The organism is Kitasatospora sp. NPDC032757 (assembly GCF_055579305.1).
On record NZ_JBVINN010000022.1, the window covers coordinates 73,550 to 92,693 of the forward strand.

At 73.6% G+C, this 19,144-nt stretch carries 19 protein-coding genes and 1 pseudogene; 12 read left to right on the forward strand and 8 right to left on the reverse strand.

What is annotated here, in order from left to right; all coding sequences use genetic code 11:
- Nucleotides 1-55: 55 nt before the first annotated feature.
- The gene (locus ACZ5WK_RS23455; protein WP_465549696.1) at nucleotides 56-463 is read left to right on the forward strand and encodes a VOC family protein; all 408 of its coding nucleotides are present in this window, start codon (nucleotides 56-58) and stop codon (nucleotides 461-463) included.
- On the opposite strand, the gene ACZ5WK_RS23460 is transcribed toward ACZ5WK_RS23455, so the two are convergent.
- On the reverse strand, nucleotides 457-897 hold the full coding sequence (locus ACZ5WK_RS23460; RefSeq protein WP_465549698.1) for a winged helix-turn-helix transcriptional regulator: 441 nt from the start codon (nucleotides 895-897) through the stop codon (nucleotides 457-459). The genes ACZ5WK_RS23455 and ACZ5WK_RS23460 overlap by 7 nt on opposite strands.
- A 118-nt stretch (nucleotides 898-1,015) precedes the next feature.
- Here ACZ5WK_RS23460 and ACZ5WK_RS23465 point away from each other — a divergent pair, with 118 nt between their 5' ends.
- A complete protein-coding gene (locus ACZ5WK_RS23465) occupies nucleotides 1,016-1,960 on the forward strand; it encodes an NADP-dependent oxidoreductase (RefSeq protein WP_465549700.1) in 945 nt (314 codons plus the stop codon).
- 415 nt (nucleotides 1,961-2,375) lie between these two features.
- Here ACZ5WK_RS23465 and thrS read toward each other — a convergent pair whose 3' ends face one another.
- From thrS to ACZ5WK_RS23495, 6 genes are all read right to left on the reverse strand, one after another.
- Nucleotides 2,376-3,623 carry a threonine--tRNA ligase gene (thrS, locus tag ACZ5WK_RS23470; protein WP_465549702.1) on the reverse strand — a complete coding sequence of 416 codons (1,248 nt, stop codon included), beginning with the start codon at nucleotides 3,621-3,623 and terminating at the stop codon, nucleotides 2,376-2,378.
- 292 nt (nucleotides 3,624-3,915) lie between these two features.
- Nucleotides 3,916-4,647: a leucine-rich repeat domain-containing protein gene (locus tag ACZ5WK_RS23475; RefSeq protein WP_465549704.1), complete on the reverse strand. Its 732-nt coding sequence runs from the start codon at nucleotides 4,645-4,647 to the stop codon at nucleotides 3,916-3,918.
- Between the two features lie 120 nt (nucleotides 4,648-4,767).
- Nucleotides 4,768-5,031 carry a hypothetical protein gene (locus tag ACZ5WK_RS23480; protein ID WP_465549706.1) on the reverse strand — a complete coding sequence of 88 codons (264 nt, stop codon included), beginning with the start codon at nucleotides 5,029-5,031 and terminating at the stop codon, nucleotides 4,768-4,770.
- A gap of 36 nt (nucleotides 5,032-5,067) precedes the next feature.
- On the reverse strand, nucleotides 5,068-5,313 hold the full coding sequence (locus ACZ5WK_RS23485) for a hypothetical protein (protein WP_465549708.1): 246 nt from the start codon (nucleotides 5,311-5,313) through the stop codon (nucleotides 5,068-5,070).
- A gap of 494 nt (nucleotides 5,314-5,807) precedes the next feature.
- Nucleotides 5,808-7,217 carry a dihydrolipoyl dehydrogenase gene (lpdA, locus tag ACZ5WK_RS23490; RefSeq protein WP_465549710.1) on the reverse strand — a complete coding sequence of 470 codons (1,410 nt, stop codon included), beginning with the start codon at nucleotides 7,215-7,217 and terminating at the stop codon, nucleotides 5,808-5,810.
- Between the two features lie 156 nt (nucleotides 7,218-7,373).
- Nucleotides 7,374-8,879 (reverse strand): M28 family metallopeptidase, encoded by a 1,506-nt coding sequence (locus tag ACZ5WK_RS23495; RefSeq protein WP_465549821.1) that lies wholly within the window; start codon nucleotides 8,877-8,879, stop codon nucleotides 7,374-7,376.
- A 228-nt stretch (nucleotides 8,880-9,107) separates the two neighbouring features.
- Between ACZ5WK_RS23495 and ACZ5WK_RS23500 the strand changes: the two genes are divergently transcribed.
- The 4 genes and pseudogenes from ACZ5WK_RS23500 (at nucleotide 9,108) to ACZ5WK_RS23515 (ending at nucleotide 12,123) form a co-directional block, all read left to right on the forward strand.
- Entirely contained in the window at nucleotides 9,108-9,284 is a 177-nt protein-coding gene (locus ACZ5WK_RS23500) for an antitoxin (RefSeq protein ID WP_465549712.1), read from the forward strand.
- Nucleotides 9,285-9,516: 232 nt separating this feature from the next.
- Nucleotides 9,517-9,740 (forward strand): annotated as a pseudogene (locus ACZ5WK_RS23505) (cation:proton antiporter regulatory subunit); the annotation flags it as partial.
- A 428-nt stretch (nucleotides 9,741-10,168) separates the two neighbouring features.
- Nucleotides 10,169-10,753, forward strand: coding sequence for a TetR/AcrR family transcriptional regulator (locus ACZ5WK_RS23510; protein WP_465549714.1), 585 nt, complete (start codon nucleotides 10,169-10,171; stop codon nucleotides 10,751-10,753).
- Complete coding sequence (locus ACZ5WK_RS23515; RefSeq protein ID WP_465549716.1) at nucleotides 10,750-12,123, forward strand: MFS transporter; 1,374 nt, start codon at nucleotides 10,750-10,752, stop codon at nucleotides 12,121-12,123. Before ACZ5WK_RS23510 ends, ACZ5WK_RS23515 begins: the two co-directional genes overlap by 4 nt.
- Before the next feature lie 55 nt (nucleotides 12,124-12,178).
- Here the strand turns inward: ACZ5WK_RS23515 and ACZ5WK_RS23520 are convergent, their stop codons facing one another.
- A complete protein-coding gene (locus ACZ5WK_RS23520) occupies nucleotides 12,179-13,519 on the reverse strand; it encodes an MATE family efflux transporter (protein ID WP_465549718.1) in 1,341 nt (446 codons plus the stop codon).
- Nucleotides 13,520-13,688: 169 nt separating this feature from the next.
- On the opposite strand from ACZ5WK_RS23520, the gene ACZ5WK_RS23525 reads away from it, so the two are divergent.
- The 6 genes from ACZ5WK_RS23525 (at nucleotide 13,689) to ACZ5WK_RS23550 (ending at nucleotide 19,106) form a co-directional block, all read left to right on the forward strand.
- Nucleotides 13,689-14,228 carry a PadR family transcriptional regulator gene (locus ACZ5WK_RS23525; protein ID WP_465549720.1) on the forward strand — a complete coding sequence of 180 codons (540 nt, stop codon included), beginning with the start codon at nucleotides 13,689-13,691 and terminating at the stop codon, nucleotides 14,226-14,228.
- Between the two features lie 271 nt (nucleotides 14,229-14,499).
- Complete coding sequence (locus tag ACZ5WK_RS23530) at nucleotides 14,500-15,363, forward strand: class I SAM-dependent methyltransferase (protein ID WP_465549722.1); 864 nt, start codon at nucleotides 14,500-14,502, stop codon at nucleotides 15,361-15,363.
- A gap of 260 nt (nucleotides 15,364-15,623) precedes the next feature.
- Complete coding sequence (locus ACZ5WK_RS23535) at nucleotides 15,624-16,331, forward strand: phosphatase PAP2 family protein (protein ID WP_465549724.1); 708 nt, start codon at nucleotides 15,624-15,626, stop codon at nucleotides 16,329-16,331.
- Nucleotides 16,332-16,350: 19 nt separating this feature from the next.
- Nucleotides 16,351-17,325: an acyltransferase domain-containing protein gene (locus ACZ5WK_RS23540; RefSeq protein WP_465549726.1), complete on the forward strand. Its 975-nt coding sequence runs from the start codon at nucleotides 16,351-16,353 to the stop codon at nucleotides 17,323-17,325.
- 546 nt (nucleotides 17,326-17,871) lie between these two features.
- On the forward strand, nucleotides 17,872-18,756 hold the full coding sequence (locus ACZ5WK_RS23545) for an isocitrate lyase/PEP mutase family protein (protein ID WP_465549728.1): 885 nt from the start codon (nucleotides 17,872-17,874) through the stop codon (nucleotides 18,754-18,756).
- Nucleotides 18,753-19,106, forward strand: a complete 354-nt coding sequence (locus ACZ5WK_RS23550) for a hypothetical protein (protein WP_465549730.1) — start codon at nucleotides 18,753-18,755, stop codon at nucleotides 19,104-19,106. Before ACZ5WK_RS23545 ends, ACZ5WK_RS23550 begins: the two co-directional genes overlap by 4 nt.
- Nucleotides 19,107-19,144: the final 38 nt, after the last annotated feature.

Below are 19,144 nucleotides of genomic sequence, written 5' to 3' on the forward strand. Positions count from 1 at the left end.
AACCCATCAATTCCCCCGTCATCGTGAGCTGAGCCCACCACCCCCGGAGCCCGTCGTGGACGCCCTGTACAACCGCCTGCTCGTCTCCCGCTTCGCCGAGTGCTTCGCGTTCTACGACGCGATCCTGCCGCCGCTCACCGGTGCCACCCTGGTCAAGGGCTCGCCGGAGGGCCCGTACGCCAACTGGGACGTCGCGGACCAGGCCGTACTGGCCCTGTACGACCGCGCACTGATGGCCATCACGCTCGGCACCGCCGGGCTCCCCGCCGAGCCGCCGTCCGTCCAGGACGCCGCCATGCTGGTCCTCCGGGTGGACGACGTGGACCAGGCGCTCGCCCTCTGCCTGCGCAGCGGCGGCATGCTCGCCGCCGTCGCCACGAACCGCCCCGCGTGGGGACCCAACCTGCGCAGCGCCCACCTCCGCGACCCCGAAGGCCGCCTGATCGAGCTGCAGTCCTACTGACCGCGTCCTCGGCTCCCCCGGACCGGCGGTCGAACGGGCTCCGGGGCCACGGCGGCCTGGCCATCGAAGTCCTGGCGGGCTGCCAGGATCTGCCGGGCGTGCTCCACGGACCATGCGGCGATGGCGCTGGTCAGCCGTCCGGCCTCGACCCCCAGCTCGGTGAGTCCGTATTCCACGCGAGGCGGAACGGTGGGGTAGACCGTGCGGGTCACGAGGCCGTCCCGTTCCAATGCGCGCAGGGTCTGGGTCAGCATCTTCTGTGTGATCCCGTCCAGGAGGCGCAGCAGTTCGCTGAAGCGCATCGGCCCGTCGTGCCGGCGGAGCGCCCTCAGGACGTACAGCACCCACTTGTTGGCCAACACCTCGACAACGGTGCGCGAGGGGCAATCGCGGCGGTAGGTGGCGTCCCAGTCCTCGGAGGTCTCACTCGTCATGGTTTCCATGAGGTACCTAGATATCAATCAGGTACCTTCTTCACAAGAGATACCGATGCCGTTGAGGATGGTGATCGCAGCCGGCCGGGCCGGCCAACTACCCCAGGAGAGTGTCAGTATGACCACCCGTATGCGCGCGGTCAGCCAGCGCGGCTACGGCGGCCCAGACGTTCTGGAGCTCGTCGAGACCGGACTGCCGACGCCGGGTCCGGGCGAGGCGCTGGTGCGCGTCCACGCGGCCGGAGTGAATCCGGCCGACTGGAAGATCCGTTCCGGAACGGTGCGCAGGTTCGGTGCCCCGCCGTTCACTCTGGGACTCGACCTGTGCGGAGTGGTGGAGGCAGTCGGCGAGCAGGTGACGCGGTTCCGGACCGGCGACGAGGTGTACGGCTGCGCCTTTCCGCCCCACGGCGCCTATGCCGAGTACGTCGTCGCACCGGTCGAAGCGCTCGCCGCCGTACCGGCGGGTATCGACCATGTGCACGCTGCGGCACTTCCGGTCGCGGCTCTCACCGCCTGGCAGTCGCTCGTGCGGGTGGCCGCCGTCGGCACCGGGCAGCGGGTACTCGTCCACGCGGCGGCCGGCGGGATCGGCCATCTCGCCGTCCAGATCGCCAAGGCGCACGGCGCATACGTCATCGGCACCGCCCGGGAGAGCAAGCACGCGTTCCTGCGCGACCTGGGCGCCGACGAACTCGTCGACTACACCACCACCGACTTCGCAGCGGTCGCACGCGACATCGACGTGGCCCTGGACCCCATCAGCGGCGACTACGGACCCCGGTCGCTGAACACGCTCGCGCCGGGCGGGATCCTCATCGACGTGCGCGGCTCCGGTCCCGACCGAGTCGCCGTCCGGGAGCTGGCCGGGGCACGCGGTCTGCGGTTCGTCGAGTTCGGATTCACCCCGTCCGGCGCCGATCTGGAGAGCATCACCGACCTTGTGGAACGCGGCAGCCTCCGAGTCGCCGTCGACCGGGTCCTGCGGCTGGAAGACGCGGCCGAAGCGCATGAACTCAGCGAGACTAACCGCGTGAAAGGCAAGATCGTTCTCACTCCCTAGTCCTGTGAACGCCCAGGCCCGCAGGGTTGGCCGGGCAGCGGCCACGGGCTCCCCGGAGAGTCCTCGGAGCACCCCCGGCCGAGCAGCGGGGAGCGCCCGTCGGCACCGGGGACGTGGCCGACGACCGCCGCACAGTAACGGGTCTCCGGGACGGGCAGCGGGCGCAGCGGGGGCCGCGGCGGCGGCGCCGGCCAGGGCGAGGCAGGCGGGGAGGGCGATTCGGCAGGTGAAGCGGCGGGTGAAGCGCGTGGGGTGACGTGCACGGGGGTGCCTCCGGCAGGGGTCCGAGGTGGGGACGCGGCGACCGTGGGCCGGGCCGCCGGGCCCATTCGAACGGCGGGTGTGTCGGCCCGCGGGCCGACACACCGCGCACCCCCGCTAGTCGTATGTGTACGACCTGGTTGCCCGGGCCCGTTCAGGCACGGGCGTCGGCCGCCTCCCACAGCTCGGCGCTGCACGCGTCCACCAGGGCGCCGATCCGGGCCAGCGCCTCGCCCGCGGGCATCGGGTCGAGCCGGCGCCCGTCGCGCAGCCGCAGCGCCACCCGCTCGTCCACCGCCTCCCTGGCGCCGATCACCGCCTGGTACGGGACCAGCCGGGCCTCGCGGATCCTGGCACCGAGACTGCCGTGCTCGGGCCCGGCGACCTCCGCCCGCAAGCCCCGGTCGAGGCAGCGCTGCCGGAGCCGGTCGGCCTGCGGCAGCTCGTCCTCGGAGACCGGCAGCAGGACGAGCTGGGTGGGCGCGAGCCAGGCCGGGAACGCTCCGCCGTACAGCTCGATCAGGTGGGCGACGACCCGCTCGACGCTGCCGATCACGCTGCGATGGACCATCACCGGCCGGTGCTTGGCGCCGTCCGCGCCGATGTAGTGCAGGCCGAACCGCTCCGGCTGGTGGAAGTCGATCTGTACGGTGGAGAGGGTGGACTCGCGTCCGGCGCCGTCGGCGATCTGGATGTCGATCTTCGGCCCGTAGAACGCCGCCTCGCCCTCCGCCGCCTCGAACGGCACCCCGGACCGCTCCAGGACGTCGCTCAGCAGCGCGGTGGCCCGCTCCCAGAGCGCAGGGTCGGCCACGTACTTGCCGCCTTCGCCGGGCAGCGAGAGGCGGTAGCGGACCGGGTGGATGCCGAGTGCGCGGTGCGCCTCGCGGATCAGCTCCAGCGCGGCGACCGCCTCGTCGGCGGCCTGCTCGGGGGTGCAGAAGATGTGCGCGTCGTTCAGCTGGATCGCCCGCACCCGGGTGAGGCCGCCGAGCACCCCGGACAGCTCGGCGCGGTACATGCCACCCAACTCGGCCATCCTCAGCGGGAGTTCCCGGTAGCTGCGGGCACGGGAGCGGTAGATCAGGGCATGGTGCGGACAGAGGCTGGGCCGCAGGACGACCTGCTCGGAGCCGAGGTCCATCGGCGGGAACATGTCCTCGCGGTAGTGCGACCAGTGGCCGGAGATCTCGTACAGCTCACGTTTGCCCAGCGCCGGGGAGTACACGTGGCGGTAGCCGGCGCGCTGTTCGCGCCCCCGGATGAACTCCTCCAGGGTGTGCCGGACGGCGGCGCCGTCCGGCAGCCAGTACGGCAGGCCGGCGCCCATCAGCGGGTCGGTGTCGAACAGGTCGAGTTCACGGCCGAGTCGGCGGTGGTCGTACATGGTGGCGGTCTCCACTCGGGGCGTCAGCGGAACGGCGGTTCCGCGGATCGGCGGGCGAGTGGACCGGGTACGACGAAGCCCCGGGGCACTCGCCCCGGGGCTTCGTACTGGCTCAACGGTCAGCGCGCCGGGACTCTCTCCGGCGTCGTCGTCTGGACGGCTGCAGCGCGCTTCATGTCCCCCACGGTAACAGGCCGCCGGCACGCCCGGCGATCATTTTCCGCGCCCGGGCTCTCCGTACGCCGCCGTCCCCGGGCTCTCGGTACCACGCTCCCCGGCCTCTCGTCGGGCCGCTGTTCCCGACCTCTCAGTACAGGACGACGCAGCCGCGCGCGCCCAGGGCGTCGAGCAGCCGGGGCGGCGGCGTGACGTCGTTCCAGCGCAGGTCGAGCTTCTCCAGGGCGGGCAGCGCGGCCGGCTCGGCGAGCCACTCCGGCAGGGCGGTGAGCCGGTTGCCGCGCAGGTCGAGCCGGCGCAGCTGCGGCAACCCGGCGAGCACCGCCGGGACTTCGGCGAAGGCGTTCTCGCGCAGTTCGAGTTCGCGCAGCCCGCTCAGCCGGGCGACGGATGCCGGCAGCGCGGTCAACGCGTTGCCGCGCAGCCAGAGTTCGCGCAGTGCACCCAGCCGGCCGAGCGTGTCCGGCAGGGCGGTCAGCCGGTTCTGCTGCGCCCGCAGCTCGACCAGGCCGCTCATCTCGCCGAGGGCGTCGGGGAGTTCGCTGAGCCTGTTCTCGCCGACGTTGAGATAGCGCAGTGCGGTGAGCCGGCCGAGCGTGCCCGGCAGGCGGGTCAGGGCATTGTCGTGCAGGTACAGGAAGTCGGCCAGACCGGTGAGTTCGCCGAGCTCGTCCGGGACGGCGGCGAGCGCGTTGTGCCCCAGGTCGAGCGTGCGCAGCCGGCGCAGGCGGCCGATGGCGGGCGGCAGTTCGGTCAGGCCGGTCTCGGCGAGGATGAGCACCGTCAGGTCGGTCCGGCCCCAGACGGTCTCGGGCACCACGTCGAGGCGCTGCTTCCAGAGGTTGAGGGTCACATCGGTCATCCGGACATTCTCCTGCCTGATCGACGGGTACCTCCCGCGAGAAGCAGGCGGACGAACTGGAGCAGGGCCGGGGCCTGCCGTCAACGCGCGCCGGCTGACGAGCGGGCATGCACGACGGGTTCAGGCGCCGAGCAGGTCGTGCTGGGCCCGGGTCACGGAGTTGACCGCGACGAGGAGGCAGAGCATGCCGAGCACGGTGGCGGCCAGACCGGGCAGGCCCAGATAGCGGATCAGCGGTGTGCCACCGGAGTTGGGGACGGCAGCGCCGGTGGCGAGCGCCATCACACCCGGGCCGGTCAGCAGCAGCCACAGGGCGACGAGCAGCCCGGCGGGCGCGCGGCCGGAACGGCCGGTGTACGTCGCACGCGAGATGTCGGCGACCACCAGCGGGCCGAGGACGTAGCTGCCGAGCGGGATGAATCAGGCCCCGACCGCCCAGCCGTGGGACCACTGCGGGTCGGCACCGGGCAGGATGTCGAGGTTGGCCCGGGCGCGGTGCACCCAGACCAGGAAGGTGATGGCGGACACGGGCTGGACGATCAGCAGGACGGCGATCGCGATCAGGGCACCGACGGTGGGGGGTGCACCGAGCCCGCCGTGGCCTCCCGCGAAGAGGCTCCAGATCAGAAACGCCGCCGCCGCGAGGACGAGGGCGAGTGACAGCACGATGGCCACGGATATGCCACGTGCCAGGCCGCTGACCCTGCGCGGTGTCAGGGGGCGGGCGCCGAGACCGACCGGAGCACCGCGGCGGCCGGCTGTGGGGCCCCGCAGTGGCCGCAGAACGCCGAGTGGGTAGGCGCAGGCCGGCCACAGGTCACGCAGATCATCTGATTCGTCCCCCGGTGCGCTGTCGCCCAGCGCGACGGTTGCGGAGCATACACGGTGGGCACGGCCCCGTCGGAGATCAGTGCCGCCACCGCCCGCTGGGCGGCGGCCCGGGAACGGGCCCGCCGGGCCCGTGTCCAGCGGGGTGGCCCGGCGGCGAGCGCGGCGCCGGCGGCAGTTCGGTGGGGGCTCGCCGGAAGAGGCGTGACGGCCGGCCCCGGGAGCGACCCCCGCCGAGGCGGACGGCACGACGCCGGGGCCCGCCCGCCGGACTCGGCGGCCGGGCCCCGGCATCGGCCGGAGCAGGGGAACGGTGGAGCAGCGGAACGGCGTCACATGTTGATCATGTGCCCGGCCAGGCCGTGGATCGCCTCCTTGACCGCCTCGCCCAGGGTCGGGTGGGCGTGGACGTTGCGGGCGACCTCGTGCACGGTGAGGTCCCACTGCTGGGCCAGGGTCAGCTCGGGCAGCAGCTCGGTGACCTCGGGGCCGATCAGGTGGGCGCCGAGCAGCTCGCCGTACTTGCCGTCGCTGATCACCTTGACGAAGCCGATGGGGTGGCCGAGGCCGTGCGCCTTGCCGTTGGCGGTGAACGGGAACTTGGAGACCTTGACGTCGTAGCCCAGGTCACGGGCCTGCGCCTCGGTGTAGCCGAAGCTGGCGATCTGCGGCTGGCAGTAGGTGGCGCGCGGGATCATCGCGAAGTCGAGCTCCATGGTCTCCGCCCCGCCGATGGTCTCGGCGGCGATGACGCCCATCGACTCGGCCGCGTGGGCCAGCATCAGCTTGGCCGTGACGTCGCCGATCGCGAAGATGTGCTCGACGTTGGTGCGGCCCCGGCCGTCGACCGCGATCGCGCCGCGCTCGGTGAGCTTCACGCCGGTGTTCTCCAGGCCGTAGCCGTTGACGCGCGGCGCGAAGCCGATCGCCTGGAGCACCTTGTCGGCCTCCAGCACCTCCTGCCGGCCGTTGCGGGTGACGGTGACCTGCACCTTGGCGGCCGGGTCCTTGTCGTCGATGGCGTCGACCCGGGTGGAGGTGAGCACCTCGATGCCGAGCTTGCGGTACTGCTTGGCCAGCTCGGCCGAGACCTCGGCGTCCTCCAGCGGCACCATCCGGTCGAGGAACTCGACGATGGTGACCTTCACGCCGTAGTTGTGCAGCACGTACGCGAACTCGACGCCGATCGCGCCGGCGCCCGCGATGATGATGCTCCCGGGCAGGTCCTCGGTGAGGATCTGCTCCTCGTAGGTGACCACGCGGTCGCTGAGGCCGGTGCCGGGCAGCAGCCGGGTGGTGGCACCGGCGGCGATGATGCAGTGGTCGAAGGTGACGAGCTCGAAGCCGCCGCCGGTCAGCGCGACCTGGAGGGTGCGGTCGTCGACGAAGGTGCCCCGGCCGTCGTACTCGGTGATGCCGTTCTTCTTCATCAGGTAGTGGACGCCCTTGACCCGGCCGTCGGCGACGGTGCGGCTGCGCTTGAACGCCGCGCCGAAGTCGAAACGGACCTGGCCCTCGACCTCGATGCCGAAGGTCTTGGCCTCCTTGGTGAAGATGTGCGCCAGCTCGGCGTTGCGCAGCAGCGCCTTCGACGGGATGCAGCCGACGTTCAGGCAGACCCCGCCCCAGTACTTGGCCTCGATGACGGCCGTGCGCAGGCCCAGCTGGGAAGCGCGGACGGCGGCCGTGTAGCCGCCGGGGCCCGCGCCGAGGACGACGACGTCGTAGTGCGTGCTGCTCATGGTGCTGACTCCTCCGAGGGTGTCACGGTGACGTGATCTCGGTGCCATGGTGTCAGGACCCCGCCCGGCGCACCCATCGGACCCCGGCCGAACGCCGCCGGGCCGGGTACCGGCGGCCCCGCCCCTGGGTCCGCCGGCCCGCTTGACCCCGGTTCGTCAGGCTTCGACCTCGTGTGCGTGGCCCTCCTGGAGGCCGCCGCCGCTGCCGGCCTGGCCGTCGGTGTGCTGCGGCGGCACCGGGGCGTGCAGGGAGGAGAGGTCCCAGGCGTAGGTGCCCACGGAGTCGGCGATCACGTCGATGTTGGCGTCGAAGGCCGTCATGTCCAGGTTGCCCAGGTTGTCGCAGGCCTGGTGGTAGCACTTGTCGAAGGCCACCCCGGCGGTGCCGCCGTACCGTGCCGCCTGGGCCGCGGACTTGATGCCCTCGGCACCGGTGTCGGTGCCGCCGGCCGGGATCCCGGCGTCGATGAACGGGCCGTAGTCGGAGCGGCCGGTGAAGTCGGTGCCCTCGTGCGGGAGTCCGCGCCGGTCGAGGTAGTCGGTGATGTGCCGCTCCAGCTGCGCCGAGCCGTCCGGGCCGGGGCCGGAGCCGACGTGGTCGGAGTCGTCGCCGTCGTAGACGAACTGGGCGGAGTTGGGCGAGGCGATCATGTCGAAGTTCAGGTAGAGCCTGATCTTCTTCTTCTCGGCCTCGGGCAGCGCGGTCACGTAGGCCTCGGAGCCCTTGAGGCCGAACTCCTCGGCGGACCACCAGGCGAACCGGACCTTGTTCTTGACCTGCCGCCCGGCGAGGTTCTTCGCGACCTCCAGGATGCCCGCCGAGCCGGAGCCGTTGTCGTTGATGCCCGGGCCGGCCACCACGGAGTCGAGGTGGGCGCCGACGACGACGGTGTTGTTCTCGTCGCCGTCGCGGGTCTCGGCGAGGACGTTCCAGGTCTTCCGCTTCTCCATGAAGGTGCGGATGTCCAGGCCGACGGTGACCGGTCCGGCGGCGGCCTCGGCGGCCAGGGCCTCGCCGGCGGCCTTGCCGATGCCGCCGGTCGGGACCCTGCCGGCCGCCGGGTCGCCGAGGGTGCCGTTGAGGTCGCCCTCGGTGTTGTTGTAGACGATCGCCCCGACGGCGCCGGCGTCGGCCGCCGCCGCCTGCTTGACGGCGAAGCTGCAGCCGCCGCGCCTGATCAGCGCGATCCTGCCGGTGTACGCGCCGGCCGCGTAGTCACCCGCCTCGCAGCCGGTGGTGTCGTCCACCGGGACGACGGCGAGCTGGGCGGTCAGCCCGGCGGCCGGGCCGCCGGCCGAGTACGTCATGGCCTTCACCGGCACGTCCTCGGCCTGCGGTGACACCACGGACAGCCGCTCCGACAGGGCCTGGAAGAACGTGTACTCGAACTCCTGCTTCGACACCTTCAGCCCGGCCCGGCGGGCCTGGTCGTAGACGTAGCGGGCCGACTCCTCGTGGCCGCGCGCGCCGGCCACCCGATTGCCACCGTTGCGGTCGGCGATCCGCTGGAGCGCCCGGAGGGTGTCGTAGGCGTCGTCGGCGCTGCTGTCCTCGACGAGCTTCGCGGCCAGCTTCGCGCCCTTGCGCGCCGGGTCCGGGTCGGCCGCCGCGCTCCCGGCGCCGACCAGGAGCAGCGGCGTCACCAGGCCAGCGACCGCCAGTGCGGCGCCGGCCGCCCGCCGGGCGGCGGCGGGCGTGGGGAGGGAGGAGGCGGTCAGGCGACGGGTCCGAGCGTTCAAGGCAGGTCCTTCCGACAGTCCGTGGGACTCTCGATTTGACATGCTCGGGGCCACCTTGCCAACCCCGCCGCGCAAGCTGACCGGATGCGGACATCCGGTGGCGCGGTGATGCTGGAGGGGTGGGGCCGTCTCATCCAGGAGTGTGACCGTATGTCCATGATGGAGAAGCTCAAGCACATGCTGAAGGGCCACGAGGACCAGGCCGACAAGGCCGTCGACAAGGCGGGCGACGCCGTCGACGAACGGACTCAGGACAAGTACAGCGGCCAGGTCGACGCGGGGCAGGAGAAGCTCAAGGACCAGTTCCGCGACCAGCCTCCCCAGTAGGCCCGCCGGCCCGGACCTGCCACCCCCCGCGAGCCCGCGGAGGGCCGGCACTGCTCCCCCTCGGTACCCCGGTGCCGTACGTGCGATCGCGCGTACGGCACCGGGGTACCGCACGTTCGGGAGCGCTCCGGCGCCTTCACGGGAGGGCCCGACAGGCCTCGGAGCAGCGGGACTCTACACAGTCATTACCATTGACACGCCCGCGGAAAGCCCTGACGAGAGGGCAGCCGCCGTGTCGATCCCCCGTGTCCGGACCACTCCTCCGCCCGGCGTCGGCGTCCGGTACGACCTGACCACCCGAGAACAACGGCACCTGTCGGTCATCGCCCACCGGGACGGCTCACGGAGTCTCAGCGTCTACCGTTCGGACGACCCGGACGCCTGCTCCCAGGCGTTCCGGCTGACGACCGGGAGTCCGCGGCCCTGGTGGACGCCCTGACGCCCGCCCACCGGACGGCCGGTCAGCAGCCGGCCTGACGCCGCTCGCGCCCGCGCACCTGGAGGACGGGGCGCTCGACGGGCTGCGTCGCTGAGCCCTGCCCGGGACTGATCAGCCCGCCCGGTCCGTCCCGGGGGGCTCCCTCCCGGGCTCCGTGGCCGGCTCCGCCGGGGCCCCGCAGTTCTCGCAGGGCTCCCGCCCCGGCCGCTCACGCAGCCGCCCGCACTCCTCGCACACCCGGTCCAGCCAGCAGGCCGGTTCGCCGCCTTCGTCCATACCGCCGATTCTGCCCCGCGTCGCCGTGCACCGGCGAGCACGGGGGGCAGGTCCGGGGCGGGCAGATTCGGGGCGGGCGGGCCGGGAGCTGGTGGGCCCGGGAGCTGGTGGGTCCGGACGGAGGGGCCGAAAGTAGACACTGTCTACGCGAGCCTGGTAGACAGTGTCCATGAACGATCAGGACACGGGCCTGCGCGCCCGGCTGGTGGCCGCCGGCGTCGAACTCGTCACCAGGGAGGGCGTCCACGCGCTCACCCTGCGCGAGATCGCCCGCCAGGCCGGCGTCTCGCACGGCGCGCCCCGCCGCCACTTCGCGACCCACGTCGAGCTGCTGTCGGCCATCGCCCGGCACGGGTTCGAGGAACTGGGCTCCGCGCTCGCCACCGCCGACGCCGCCGCGGGGGACGCCCCCCGCGCCCGGCTCGCCGCGCTCTCCCGCGGCTACCTCGACTACGCCGCCTCCAACCCCGGCATGTTCGACCTGATGTTCCGTCACGACCTCTTGGAGGGCAGCGGAGCAGGCCTGCGGAAGACCACACTGCCGCTGTTCGAGACCTTCACCCGGCTGGTCGCCGAGGTGCAGCCGCCCTCCGGCGCCCGGCCCGCGGCCGTCGCCGCCGCGCTCTGGGCCAACCTGCACGGCCTCGCCCAGCTGCGGGCCTGGGGCAGCCTTCAACTCGCCACCGGCTCCGACGACCTCGGCCCGCTGCTGACCACGGCCCTGGCCGCCCACCTCGGGCCCGAGCCGCGGTGAACCCCGGCACACAGCAACGCCTGACCCTCGCCGGGAGCATCACCGGCGCCGCGATCGTCGCCCTCGACGGCACGGTGCTCACCGTCGCCCAGCCGAGCATGCAGCGCGACCTGCACGCCTCTTTCGCCGCGGTGCAGTGGACCAGCACCGCCTACCTCATCGCCGTGGCGAGCCTGCTGGTCTTCGCCGGGCGGCTCGGCGACCGCTACGGGCACCAACGGGTCTTCGCCGTCGGCGTGCTGGGCTTCGCCGCCGCCTCGGCCGGAATCGCCGTGGCACCCGGCATCGGCTGGATCATCGGCCTGCGCGCCGCCCAGGGAGCGGCCGGAGCGCTACTGCAACCGGCCACCCTGGGCATGCTGCGCGCCGCCTACCCCGCCGACCGGCTCGCCATGCCGATTGCCCTGCGCACCAGCGCGATCGGGCTGGCGGCCGCCGCCGGCCCACTGGTCGGCGGCGCCCTCACCGCCCAACTCGGCTGGCGCGCCGTCTTCTTCCTCACCGTCGCTCCCGCCGCAGCGGCCGGCCTGTCGGCCCTGCTCGTGCGGCTGCCGCAACCGGCCGGCGACCGCGCCACCGGCCTCGACCTACCCGGCGCGGCACTGCTCGCGGCGGCGCTGGTCTGCCTGGTGCACACCCTGGCCGGCATCCCCGAGCACGGGTGGACGGTGACCACGGCACTCGCCCTGCCCGCCTCCGTCCTGCTCGCCGCCGCCTTCGTCCGGCACGAGCGGCGCACGCCACGCCCGTTGCTGCCGCCGCACGTCCTGGGGTCGGCCACGGCCGGCGCGGCACTCGGGGTGCTGCTGACGGCATCGGCGGCGATCTTCGGCACCCTGTTCCTCGGGACGTACTTCCTGCAGGACGTCCTCGCCCTGGACCCGTTCCGGAGCGGGCTCCGGGCGCTGCCGCTCGCCGTGACGATGGTGCTCGCCGCCCCCGCCTCCGCCGTCCTGCTGCGCCGCCACGGCGCGCGGCGCACGGTCGCGTCGGGCATGGTCCTCATCGCGGCCGGCGTGCTGCTGGCCTCCCGCTTCGACGAGTCCTCCGGCGCGGTCGCGATCGGCGGCGCCTTCCTGTTGCTGGGCACCGGATTCGGGACGGTGATGGTCACCGCGACGGCCGTCGTCGTCCGCGACGCCTCGGTGGCCGACGCGGGTGTGGCGGGAGGCCTCCAGCAGACCGCGATGAACATCGGGCCGGCCCTGGGCGTGGCCGCCGCAACCACCCTGACGGCGGGCCGGCCGCTGGCGGAGGCCATGGGCCCCGCGCTGCTGGCCCTCGCCGGTGTCGCGGCGGTCGGCGTCGTGCTGGCCGGCAGGCTGCCGGGCCCGGCGGCGCCGGCGGGAGCACCGGTGGCGGAGGCCTAGGGTCGCTGGTCCACCGGATTCCGCCCGTCCTGGTCCGGCGCACCGACGTCTACCCCTACCGGGCTCCCACCCGGCCGAAAGGCTGCGCCGCGTCCACCGCCGCCGCCTCCGGGCCCCGCCGCCTCCGGCCGGTCAGCAGCCGCATCAGCCCCAGCTGTGCGAGGGCGCCCACCGTCATGCCGGCCCAGAGGCCGTGCACGCCGAGCGGGCCGGAGAGGGCGCTGCCGGCGGCGAGCTGGAGGCTGAGGCCGAGCAGGGCGGCGACGACCAGGCGGCGCCCGGCACCGGTGGCCTGGTGGACGCCGCCGAGGGCCACCACCAGGGCGTACGGGAGCAGGTAGAGGCCCGCCATCCGCAGGAATCCGACGGACTGGGCGGCCACCGCCGGGTCGTCGGTGAACAGTGTGGTGACCGGGCTGGCGAGCGTCGCACAGAGGACGGCCGCGCCCGCGCCGAGGCCGCCGGCCAGGCGCGCGGTGTCCCGGCCGAGGGTGCGCAGCGCGGCGGTGTCGCCCGCGCCGGTGAGCCGGGCGGCCTCGATGGCGGCGGCCTGCCGGACGGCGTAGAAGGCCATGGTGACGATCAGCAGAACGCGGTACCCGACCCCGTAGCCCGCGACCGCCGGGACGCCGAAGGAGGCGACCAGGCCGAGCTGCGCGGTGCCGACGCCCATCCGGGCGGTGAAGTCGAGCCCGATCGGGGCCCCGGCCGCGAGGATCCGGCGGGCGCTCGGCCCCGTCCCGCCGTGCGGGGCCGACAGCCGGCGCCGGCTCCGGAGCAGCAGCGTCACGGCAAGGCCGACGGCGCGCGAGATGGTCAGGGCGACGGCGCCGCCGGTCACGCCGAGCGCCGGAAAGGGGCCGGGGCCGAGGATCAGCAGCGGGTCGAGGACGAGCAGCAGGGCGTTGGAGAGCAGCGCGATCCGCATCGGCGTGCGGGTGTCCCCACTGCCCTTGAAGAGCTCGTCGGCGACCCGCTGGGCGAAGAAGAGCCCGAACGCCGGGAAGGCCACCGCGAACCAGTCCGCGGCGAGCCCGGCGGCCGGACCCTCCAGGAAGGCGCCCGCGATCTCCTTCCGGAGCAGGAAGCCGGGCACCGCGAGGGCGAGGCTGCCGGCGGCGCAGAGCCGCCAGGCGGCCCGCGCGGTGTGGCCGGCGGCCACCGGGTCGTCGGCACCGAGGGCGTGCGAGAGACGGATGGTGGTGCCCGAGGAGACCACCAGGACGAGGCCGAGCAGGAGGTTCTCCACGGTGCCCGCGAGGGTGACGGCGGCGACGGCGGCTCCGCCGAGGCCGGCCACCCAGACGGCGCCGATGACCGAGGCGATCACCCCGGAGAGCAGTTCGCCGTAGACCGGCCCGGCCAACGCGATCAGCTTCGGCAGATGTCCTCGCATGGTGTCCCCCGTCGTCCCGGCCTGCCCACGGCCCGTTGCCTGATGCCTGTTGCCCGTTGCCTCGATTCGAGGCGCGATGCATCGAATAGAGATACATCGAATCGATACGCATCGGCAAGAGGTAACATGGCGCACGGACAGAGCGCGCGGCGACAGAAGGGCATCAACTGTGCTGACCCTCGCGATCCTCGGCTTCCTGCACGATGAGCCGCTGCACGGCTACGAGTTGAAGTCCCGGATCACCGCGCTGACCGGCCACGTCCGACCGGTCAGCGACGGCGCGCTCTACCCCGCCATCACCCGGCTGGAGAAGGCCGGACTGCTGGTGCGCCGCACCGAGCCGGGCAGCGGCGCCGTACCGCGCCAGGTGCTGGAGCTGACTGACGAGGGCCGCGCCGAGCTGGAGCGCCGGCTGGCCGACCCGGCCGAGGCCGAGATCTCCGACCAGATCCGCTTCTTCACCGTCGCGGCCTTCCTCGACCGCCTCACCGATCCGGCCCGGCAGGCCGCGGTGCTGCGGCGCCGGCTGGCGTTCCTGGAGGCGCCGAGCAGCTTCTTCTACGACGCCGACGGCCGGCCGGTCGCCGCCGAGCAGGAGCCGAGCCCGTTCCGGCGCGGCATGCTGCTGGTCGCGCGCGCCTCCGGGGCGGCCGAGCGGGCCTGGCTGGCCGGGACCATCGCGGAACTGGAGGCCGGCCGGGCCTTCTGAGCCCGGCCAAGCCGCTCCGGACCGTCCGCGGGATCGGCCTCCTGAGCCGGGGCAGGCCGCCCCGGAGCGCCCGCGGAAGGGGCGTCCTGAGCCATGCCGGGCATGGCCTTTCGAGCCGCGCCGGGCCGGTCGTACACCAGCGCGAATCTCCCTCTCCGGGCAGGGCGCAACAGCGGCGCACCGTGGCTATGATGATCCGCCTCACACCACGGCGCACCGCCGCGGGGTGGACCGTACGCGCCGGGCTCTGCCCGCACCCCTGGAGGCCGCCGTGCCCGTTGCCGACACCGAAACCGCCCGCCCGCCGCGTCTGACCCGGGACGGCATCCCCGGCTGGTTCTTCAAGGTCGACCAGGAGGCCTTCAGGCACTTCCTCACCGCCCAGAGCGAGGCGGGCCGCACCGGCGACCTCCTCGAACTGGGCACCTACCTCGGCCGCAGCGCCGTCCTGCTCGGCGACCACCTCCGGCCGGGCGAGCAGCTGACCGTCTGCGACCTGTTCGACTCCGAGGCCGGCGACGCCGACAACGCCGCCGAGATGGTGATGTCCTACCGCAAGACCCTCACCCGGACCGCCTTCGAGGCCAACTACCTGGCGTTCCACAGCCGACTGCCGGTGATCGTGCAGGCACCGACCTCGGTGCTGGCCGACGGGCGGATCCCGGACGGCAGCTGCCGCTTCGTCCACATCGACGCCTCCCACCTCTACGAGCACGTGGCCGGGGACATCGCGGTGGCCCGGGCGGCGCTGGCCGAGGACGGGCTGGTCGCGCTCGACGACTACCGCTCGGAGCACACCCCGGGCGTCTCGGCGGCGGTCTGGCAGGCGGTCTTCACCGGCGGGCTGCGGCCGGTCCTGCTCACCCCGATGAAGTTCTACGGGACGTGGGGGGACGCCGAGGCCGCGCAGCAGGTACTGCTCGCCCGGGACTGGCGGGCCGAGGGCTACACGGTGGACGAGGACACCATCGCGGGCGCGCGGGTGGTGCGGCTCAACTACGCGGTGAAGCCGGCCTCGTCGCCGGCGCGCCGCTCGGCCCCGCGGCGGCTCGCCCTCGACCTGCTGCCTCCGGTCGCCACCCGCGCGGCCCGGCAGGTACTGCGGGCGGTGCGCAACCGGCGGACGGAGCGGTAGGTCCCGGGGCGGTCGGCGCTGGGCGGTAGGTCCCGGGGGCGGGCTGAGCACCGCCCGTGCGCCGGGCGCCCCGACCGTCGGGCGCGGACCGGGCTCGGGTGCGGGCCCGGTCCGGATCCGGGGCCGGGGCGTGCGGTCCGGGGCCGGGGCGTGGGGGTGCGGGCGGGTCGGATGCGGGCGTGGACGGGTCGGTACGCTGGCACGATGCGCCGAACGATCTCCACTCCGCCTGCCCGGCCCGCCCGCGGCCAGGGGCGCGGGTGAGCACCTTCGTCCCGCCCGAGCCGCCGGCCTTCGCCTCCGCCTCGCCGCGTGAGCGGGTGGCGCGGCTGGTCACCGAGGTGCTGGCGCCCGCCAATCTGGTCATCGGCCTGCTGCTGCTCGTCGGTGCGCACAGCACCGCCGGCTGGTCGGGCGCGGGCTGGGGTCTGGTGGCGGCACTGTTCTGCGGGGTGGTGCCGATCGGCCTGATCGCCCTCGGGGTACGGCGCGGTGCGCTGACGGACAAGCACATCCGGATCCGCCGTCAGCGGGTGGTGCCGATGGCCGCGAACCTGCTGTCGGTCGTGGCGGGGCTGGCGCTGCTCCACGTCCTGCACGCCCCGGCGGACGTCGGCGCGCTGGTCGTCGCGATGCTGGCCGGGCTGGTGTCGGCGCTGGCGGTGACGGTCTGGTGGCAGATCTCGCTGCACAACGCGGTGGCCGGGGGCACGGCGATGATCCTGTCGCTGGTCTTCGGCCCGGCCGTGCTGCCCGTGGCGGCGGCCCTGCCGGTGGCGGTGGGCTGGTCGCGCCTGGTGCTGAAGGCCCACACGCCGGCGCAGGTGCTCGCCGGAACGGCCCTCGGCGGCGTCTGCGCGCTGGTCTTCACACTGTTGCGCTTAGCCGTGCGCCCCTTCGGGCCGCTCTGGTCGGGAGCGGGCGTGGGTAGGGGCACCGCGTCGGGGCCGGTCCGGGCGTGGAGGTGAGGCGTTGGAGCCAGGGGCGTTGGATGCGTCGTCGTTCGAGCCGCCATCGGTCGAGCCGTCGGCGTCCGAGCCGCCGTCGGTCGAGCCGTCGGCGTCCGCGCCATCGGCGTTGCCGGACGCGGATCAGCTGCTGGAGGCGCTGCTCGGTCTAGCGGTGCCGTTCGAGGACGTGAACGGACTGCTCGCCGCGCGCCGGCGGCTGGCCCGGGACCAGGGGATGCGCGCCGACTTCGACGCCGCCCTGCGCACCCAGGTGGCGGCGATCGGCACGGTCGGGCAGACCTCCGGGCTCTGGGGCGGCTGGCCGGCGGGCTCCGACGGCACCGACTACCTCGCGACGCTCCTGCTCGTGGCGCTGGCGCCGTACACGCGGGCGTACCACCAGGCTCTCGGGATCGGGCCGGAGGTGACCCGGGCAACCCTCGCCGACCTCGGCCGGCACCTCGCACTGAACCGCGGGCGGGGCCGGTCCGGCGGCCTGGCCAACCCCTCCTGGCTGACGCTGCACTTCCGGGGCGAGCTGTACCAGCTCGGCCGGCTCCAGTTCCAGCGCAAGCGGCTCACCGGGCCGGCCGCCGCGGCGGCCGCGACCGAGGGCTTCGGCCCCTGGTGCCTCGAACTGCACATCCCCGCCCACTGCGGTCCGCTCACCCCCGGGGCCTGCGACCGCTCGCTCGCCCGGGCCCGCGGCTTCTTCGCCCGGCACTTCCCCACCGAGCCGTACCCGGTGGCGTGCGTCTTCTCCTGGCTGCTGGACCCTCAGCTCGGCCGCTACCTGCCCGCCGACTCCAACATCCTCCGGTTCCAACGGAGGTTCGCGCCGCTGTGCCCGTCCGGCGAACCCGAGGACGACAACCCGCTCCGCCACGTGTTCGGCGACGCCGGCCGCCCGCTGGACTCGCTGCCGCGAGACACCCTTCTCCAACGGGTCCTCGTCGACCATCTGCGCACGGGCGGCCACTGGTATGTGGCGGGCGGGTGGCTGACCCTCTGAGGCGGCCACCGCAGGCCCGACGGATCGTCACCACGGTGCGTACCTCTGGAGATCCCCGACAGTACGGCCGGCGGTACCTGCCGTCAGCCGTACGGTGATACCGGAAGGAATCACCGCGATCTGCGGCCGCAACCGGCCCTGGACCGACAGGGGGCCGGTGCACTGCTGCTCGCCGTTCCGCTGCCGGCCCCGGCGGGCGGAGCGGTCGGCCCGGACGCCACAGCCGTGCGGGTGCTCGCCCCGGCAGGCACGGCCTACTGCTCGCCGTCGCCGCCCGGGGCCGCCGCACGCAGGCTCCGCCCCGGGGCGGCACGCGGCTGAACCGCGCCCTGCGGGGCGTGCCTCCGACGGCGGGGCGGACGGCGCCCCACCACCGCCTTTTCGTATGCCATTCGCATCAATAGACGGAGCGTCACTCACACGAGGGAACTTCCTTTAAAGATTTGCCCACGGAACATTAAAGGTCGCATAGTGATAGCGCCTCAGTTGGCCCTAGAAATGGCCAAGTCCAGGCAAAGTCACACCCTTGCACGTGAGGAGAAGACCTTGCTTCACGGAAACCCGGCACCGGGCTACGGACAGCGGCTCCGCGAGGAGATCGCGACCCCGGGGGCGACCCCGCTCATCGGCGTCTACGACATGTACTCGGCCTCCATCGCGGCCGAGCACTACCACGGCATGTTCGTCTCGGGCTTCGGATTCGCCGCCTCCTACTACGGCCTGCCCGACATCGGATTCATCGCCTGGCCGGACATGGTGGCCTTCGTCGAGCGGCTGCGCGGCGCCTTTCCGCTGCACCACCTGCTCGTCGACATCGACGACGGCTACGTCGATCCCGAGGTGGCCTGCCACGTGGTGCGCCGGCTGGAGCGGATCGGCGCCTCCGGCGTCATCCTGGAGGACCAGAAGCGCCCGCGCCGCTGCGGCCACGCCGACGGCAAACAGGTGCTGCCGCTGGAGGAGTACCTGGAGAAGCTGAACCAGGTGCTCGCCAACCGCACCGACCTCGTGGTCGTGGCGCGCACGGACGCCACCGAGGAGGCTGACATCCTGCGGCGCGCCGAGGCGCTCGCCGAGACCGAGGCGGACGTCGTTCTGGTCGACGGGGTGCGCAGTGAGGAATGGATCCGGCGGATCCGCAAGGTCGTCGGCGACAAGCCCCTGCTCTTCAACCAGATCGCCGGCGGCAAGTCGCCGCGGCTGTCGCTTTCGGAGCTGGCCGGCCTCGGGGTGGACGTCGCGATCTACAGCACGCCCTGCCTGTTCGCGGCGCACCGGGCGATGGACGAGGCGCTGGCAGGGCTCAAGGTGGCCGACGGCCGGCTGCCCGCCCCGGCCGGGGAGAGCCGCCAGATCGGCGTCCGCGAGTCCACCGAGCTGCTGGAGCGGAACATCGCCCACCCGCGCGTACGTGAGACGGTGCGGGCGTGACGTCCGCCCGGCGCGGTGCGGTGCACCACGGCCCGGCCGTGCGCGACGCCGGGCCGTCGCGCACGGCGGCCCGGCGGTGGGTGGCCGTCGCCGGGCTGGCCGGGGCGTGGGCGGTGTTCGGTGGCCTCGCCTCACCGGCGGCGGCGGCGGCGGAGGGAAGTCTGATCACGGTGGTCGACAACTCGCACGGGGACTCGCTGGTCCGGACGGATTCACTGGTGGAGATCGACCGGACGGCCAACCTCCAGACCGGCAAGGGCACCGCGGGCAGCGACCACGACGGCGCCGGCGCGATGGTGGGCGATCTACTGGGGGCCCCGCCGCCCCGCCCGGCCCCGGGGAGCGGCTGATGAGCGGTGGGCTTCGGCGCCAGGCTCCCCCGCCCTCT

Coding starts and splice junctions, on each gene's coding strand:
- ACZ5WK_RS23460 (WP_465549698.1), bottom strand. CDS start 897: ATGACGAGTGAGACCTCCGAGGACTGGGACGCCACCTACCGCCGCGAT.
- ACZ5WK_RS23465 (WP_465549700.1), top strand. CDS start 1,016: ATGACCACCCGTATGCGCGCGGTCAGCCAGCGCGGCTACGGCGGCCCA.
- ACZ5WK_RS23475 (WP_465549704.1), bottom strand. CDS start 4,647: ATGACCGATGTGACCCTCAACCTCTGGAAGCAGCGCCTCGACGTGGTG.
- lpdA (WP_465549710.1), bottom strand. CDS start 7,217: ATGAGCAGCACGCACTACGACGTCGTCGTCCTCGGCGCGGGCCCCGGC.
- ACZ5WK_RS23500 (WP_465549712.1), top strand. CDS start 9,108: ATGTCCATGATGGAGAAGCTCAAGCACATGCTGAAGGGCCACGAGGAC.
- ACZ5WK_RS23510 (WP_465549714.1), top strand. CDS start 10,169: ATGAACGATCAGGACACGGGCCTGCGCGCCCGGCTGGTGGCCGCCGGC.
- ACZ5WK_RS23520 (WP_465549718.1), bottom strand. CDS start 13,519: ATGCGAGGACATCTGCCGAAGCTGATCGCGTTGGCCGGGCCGGTCTAC.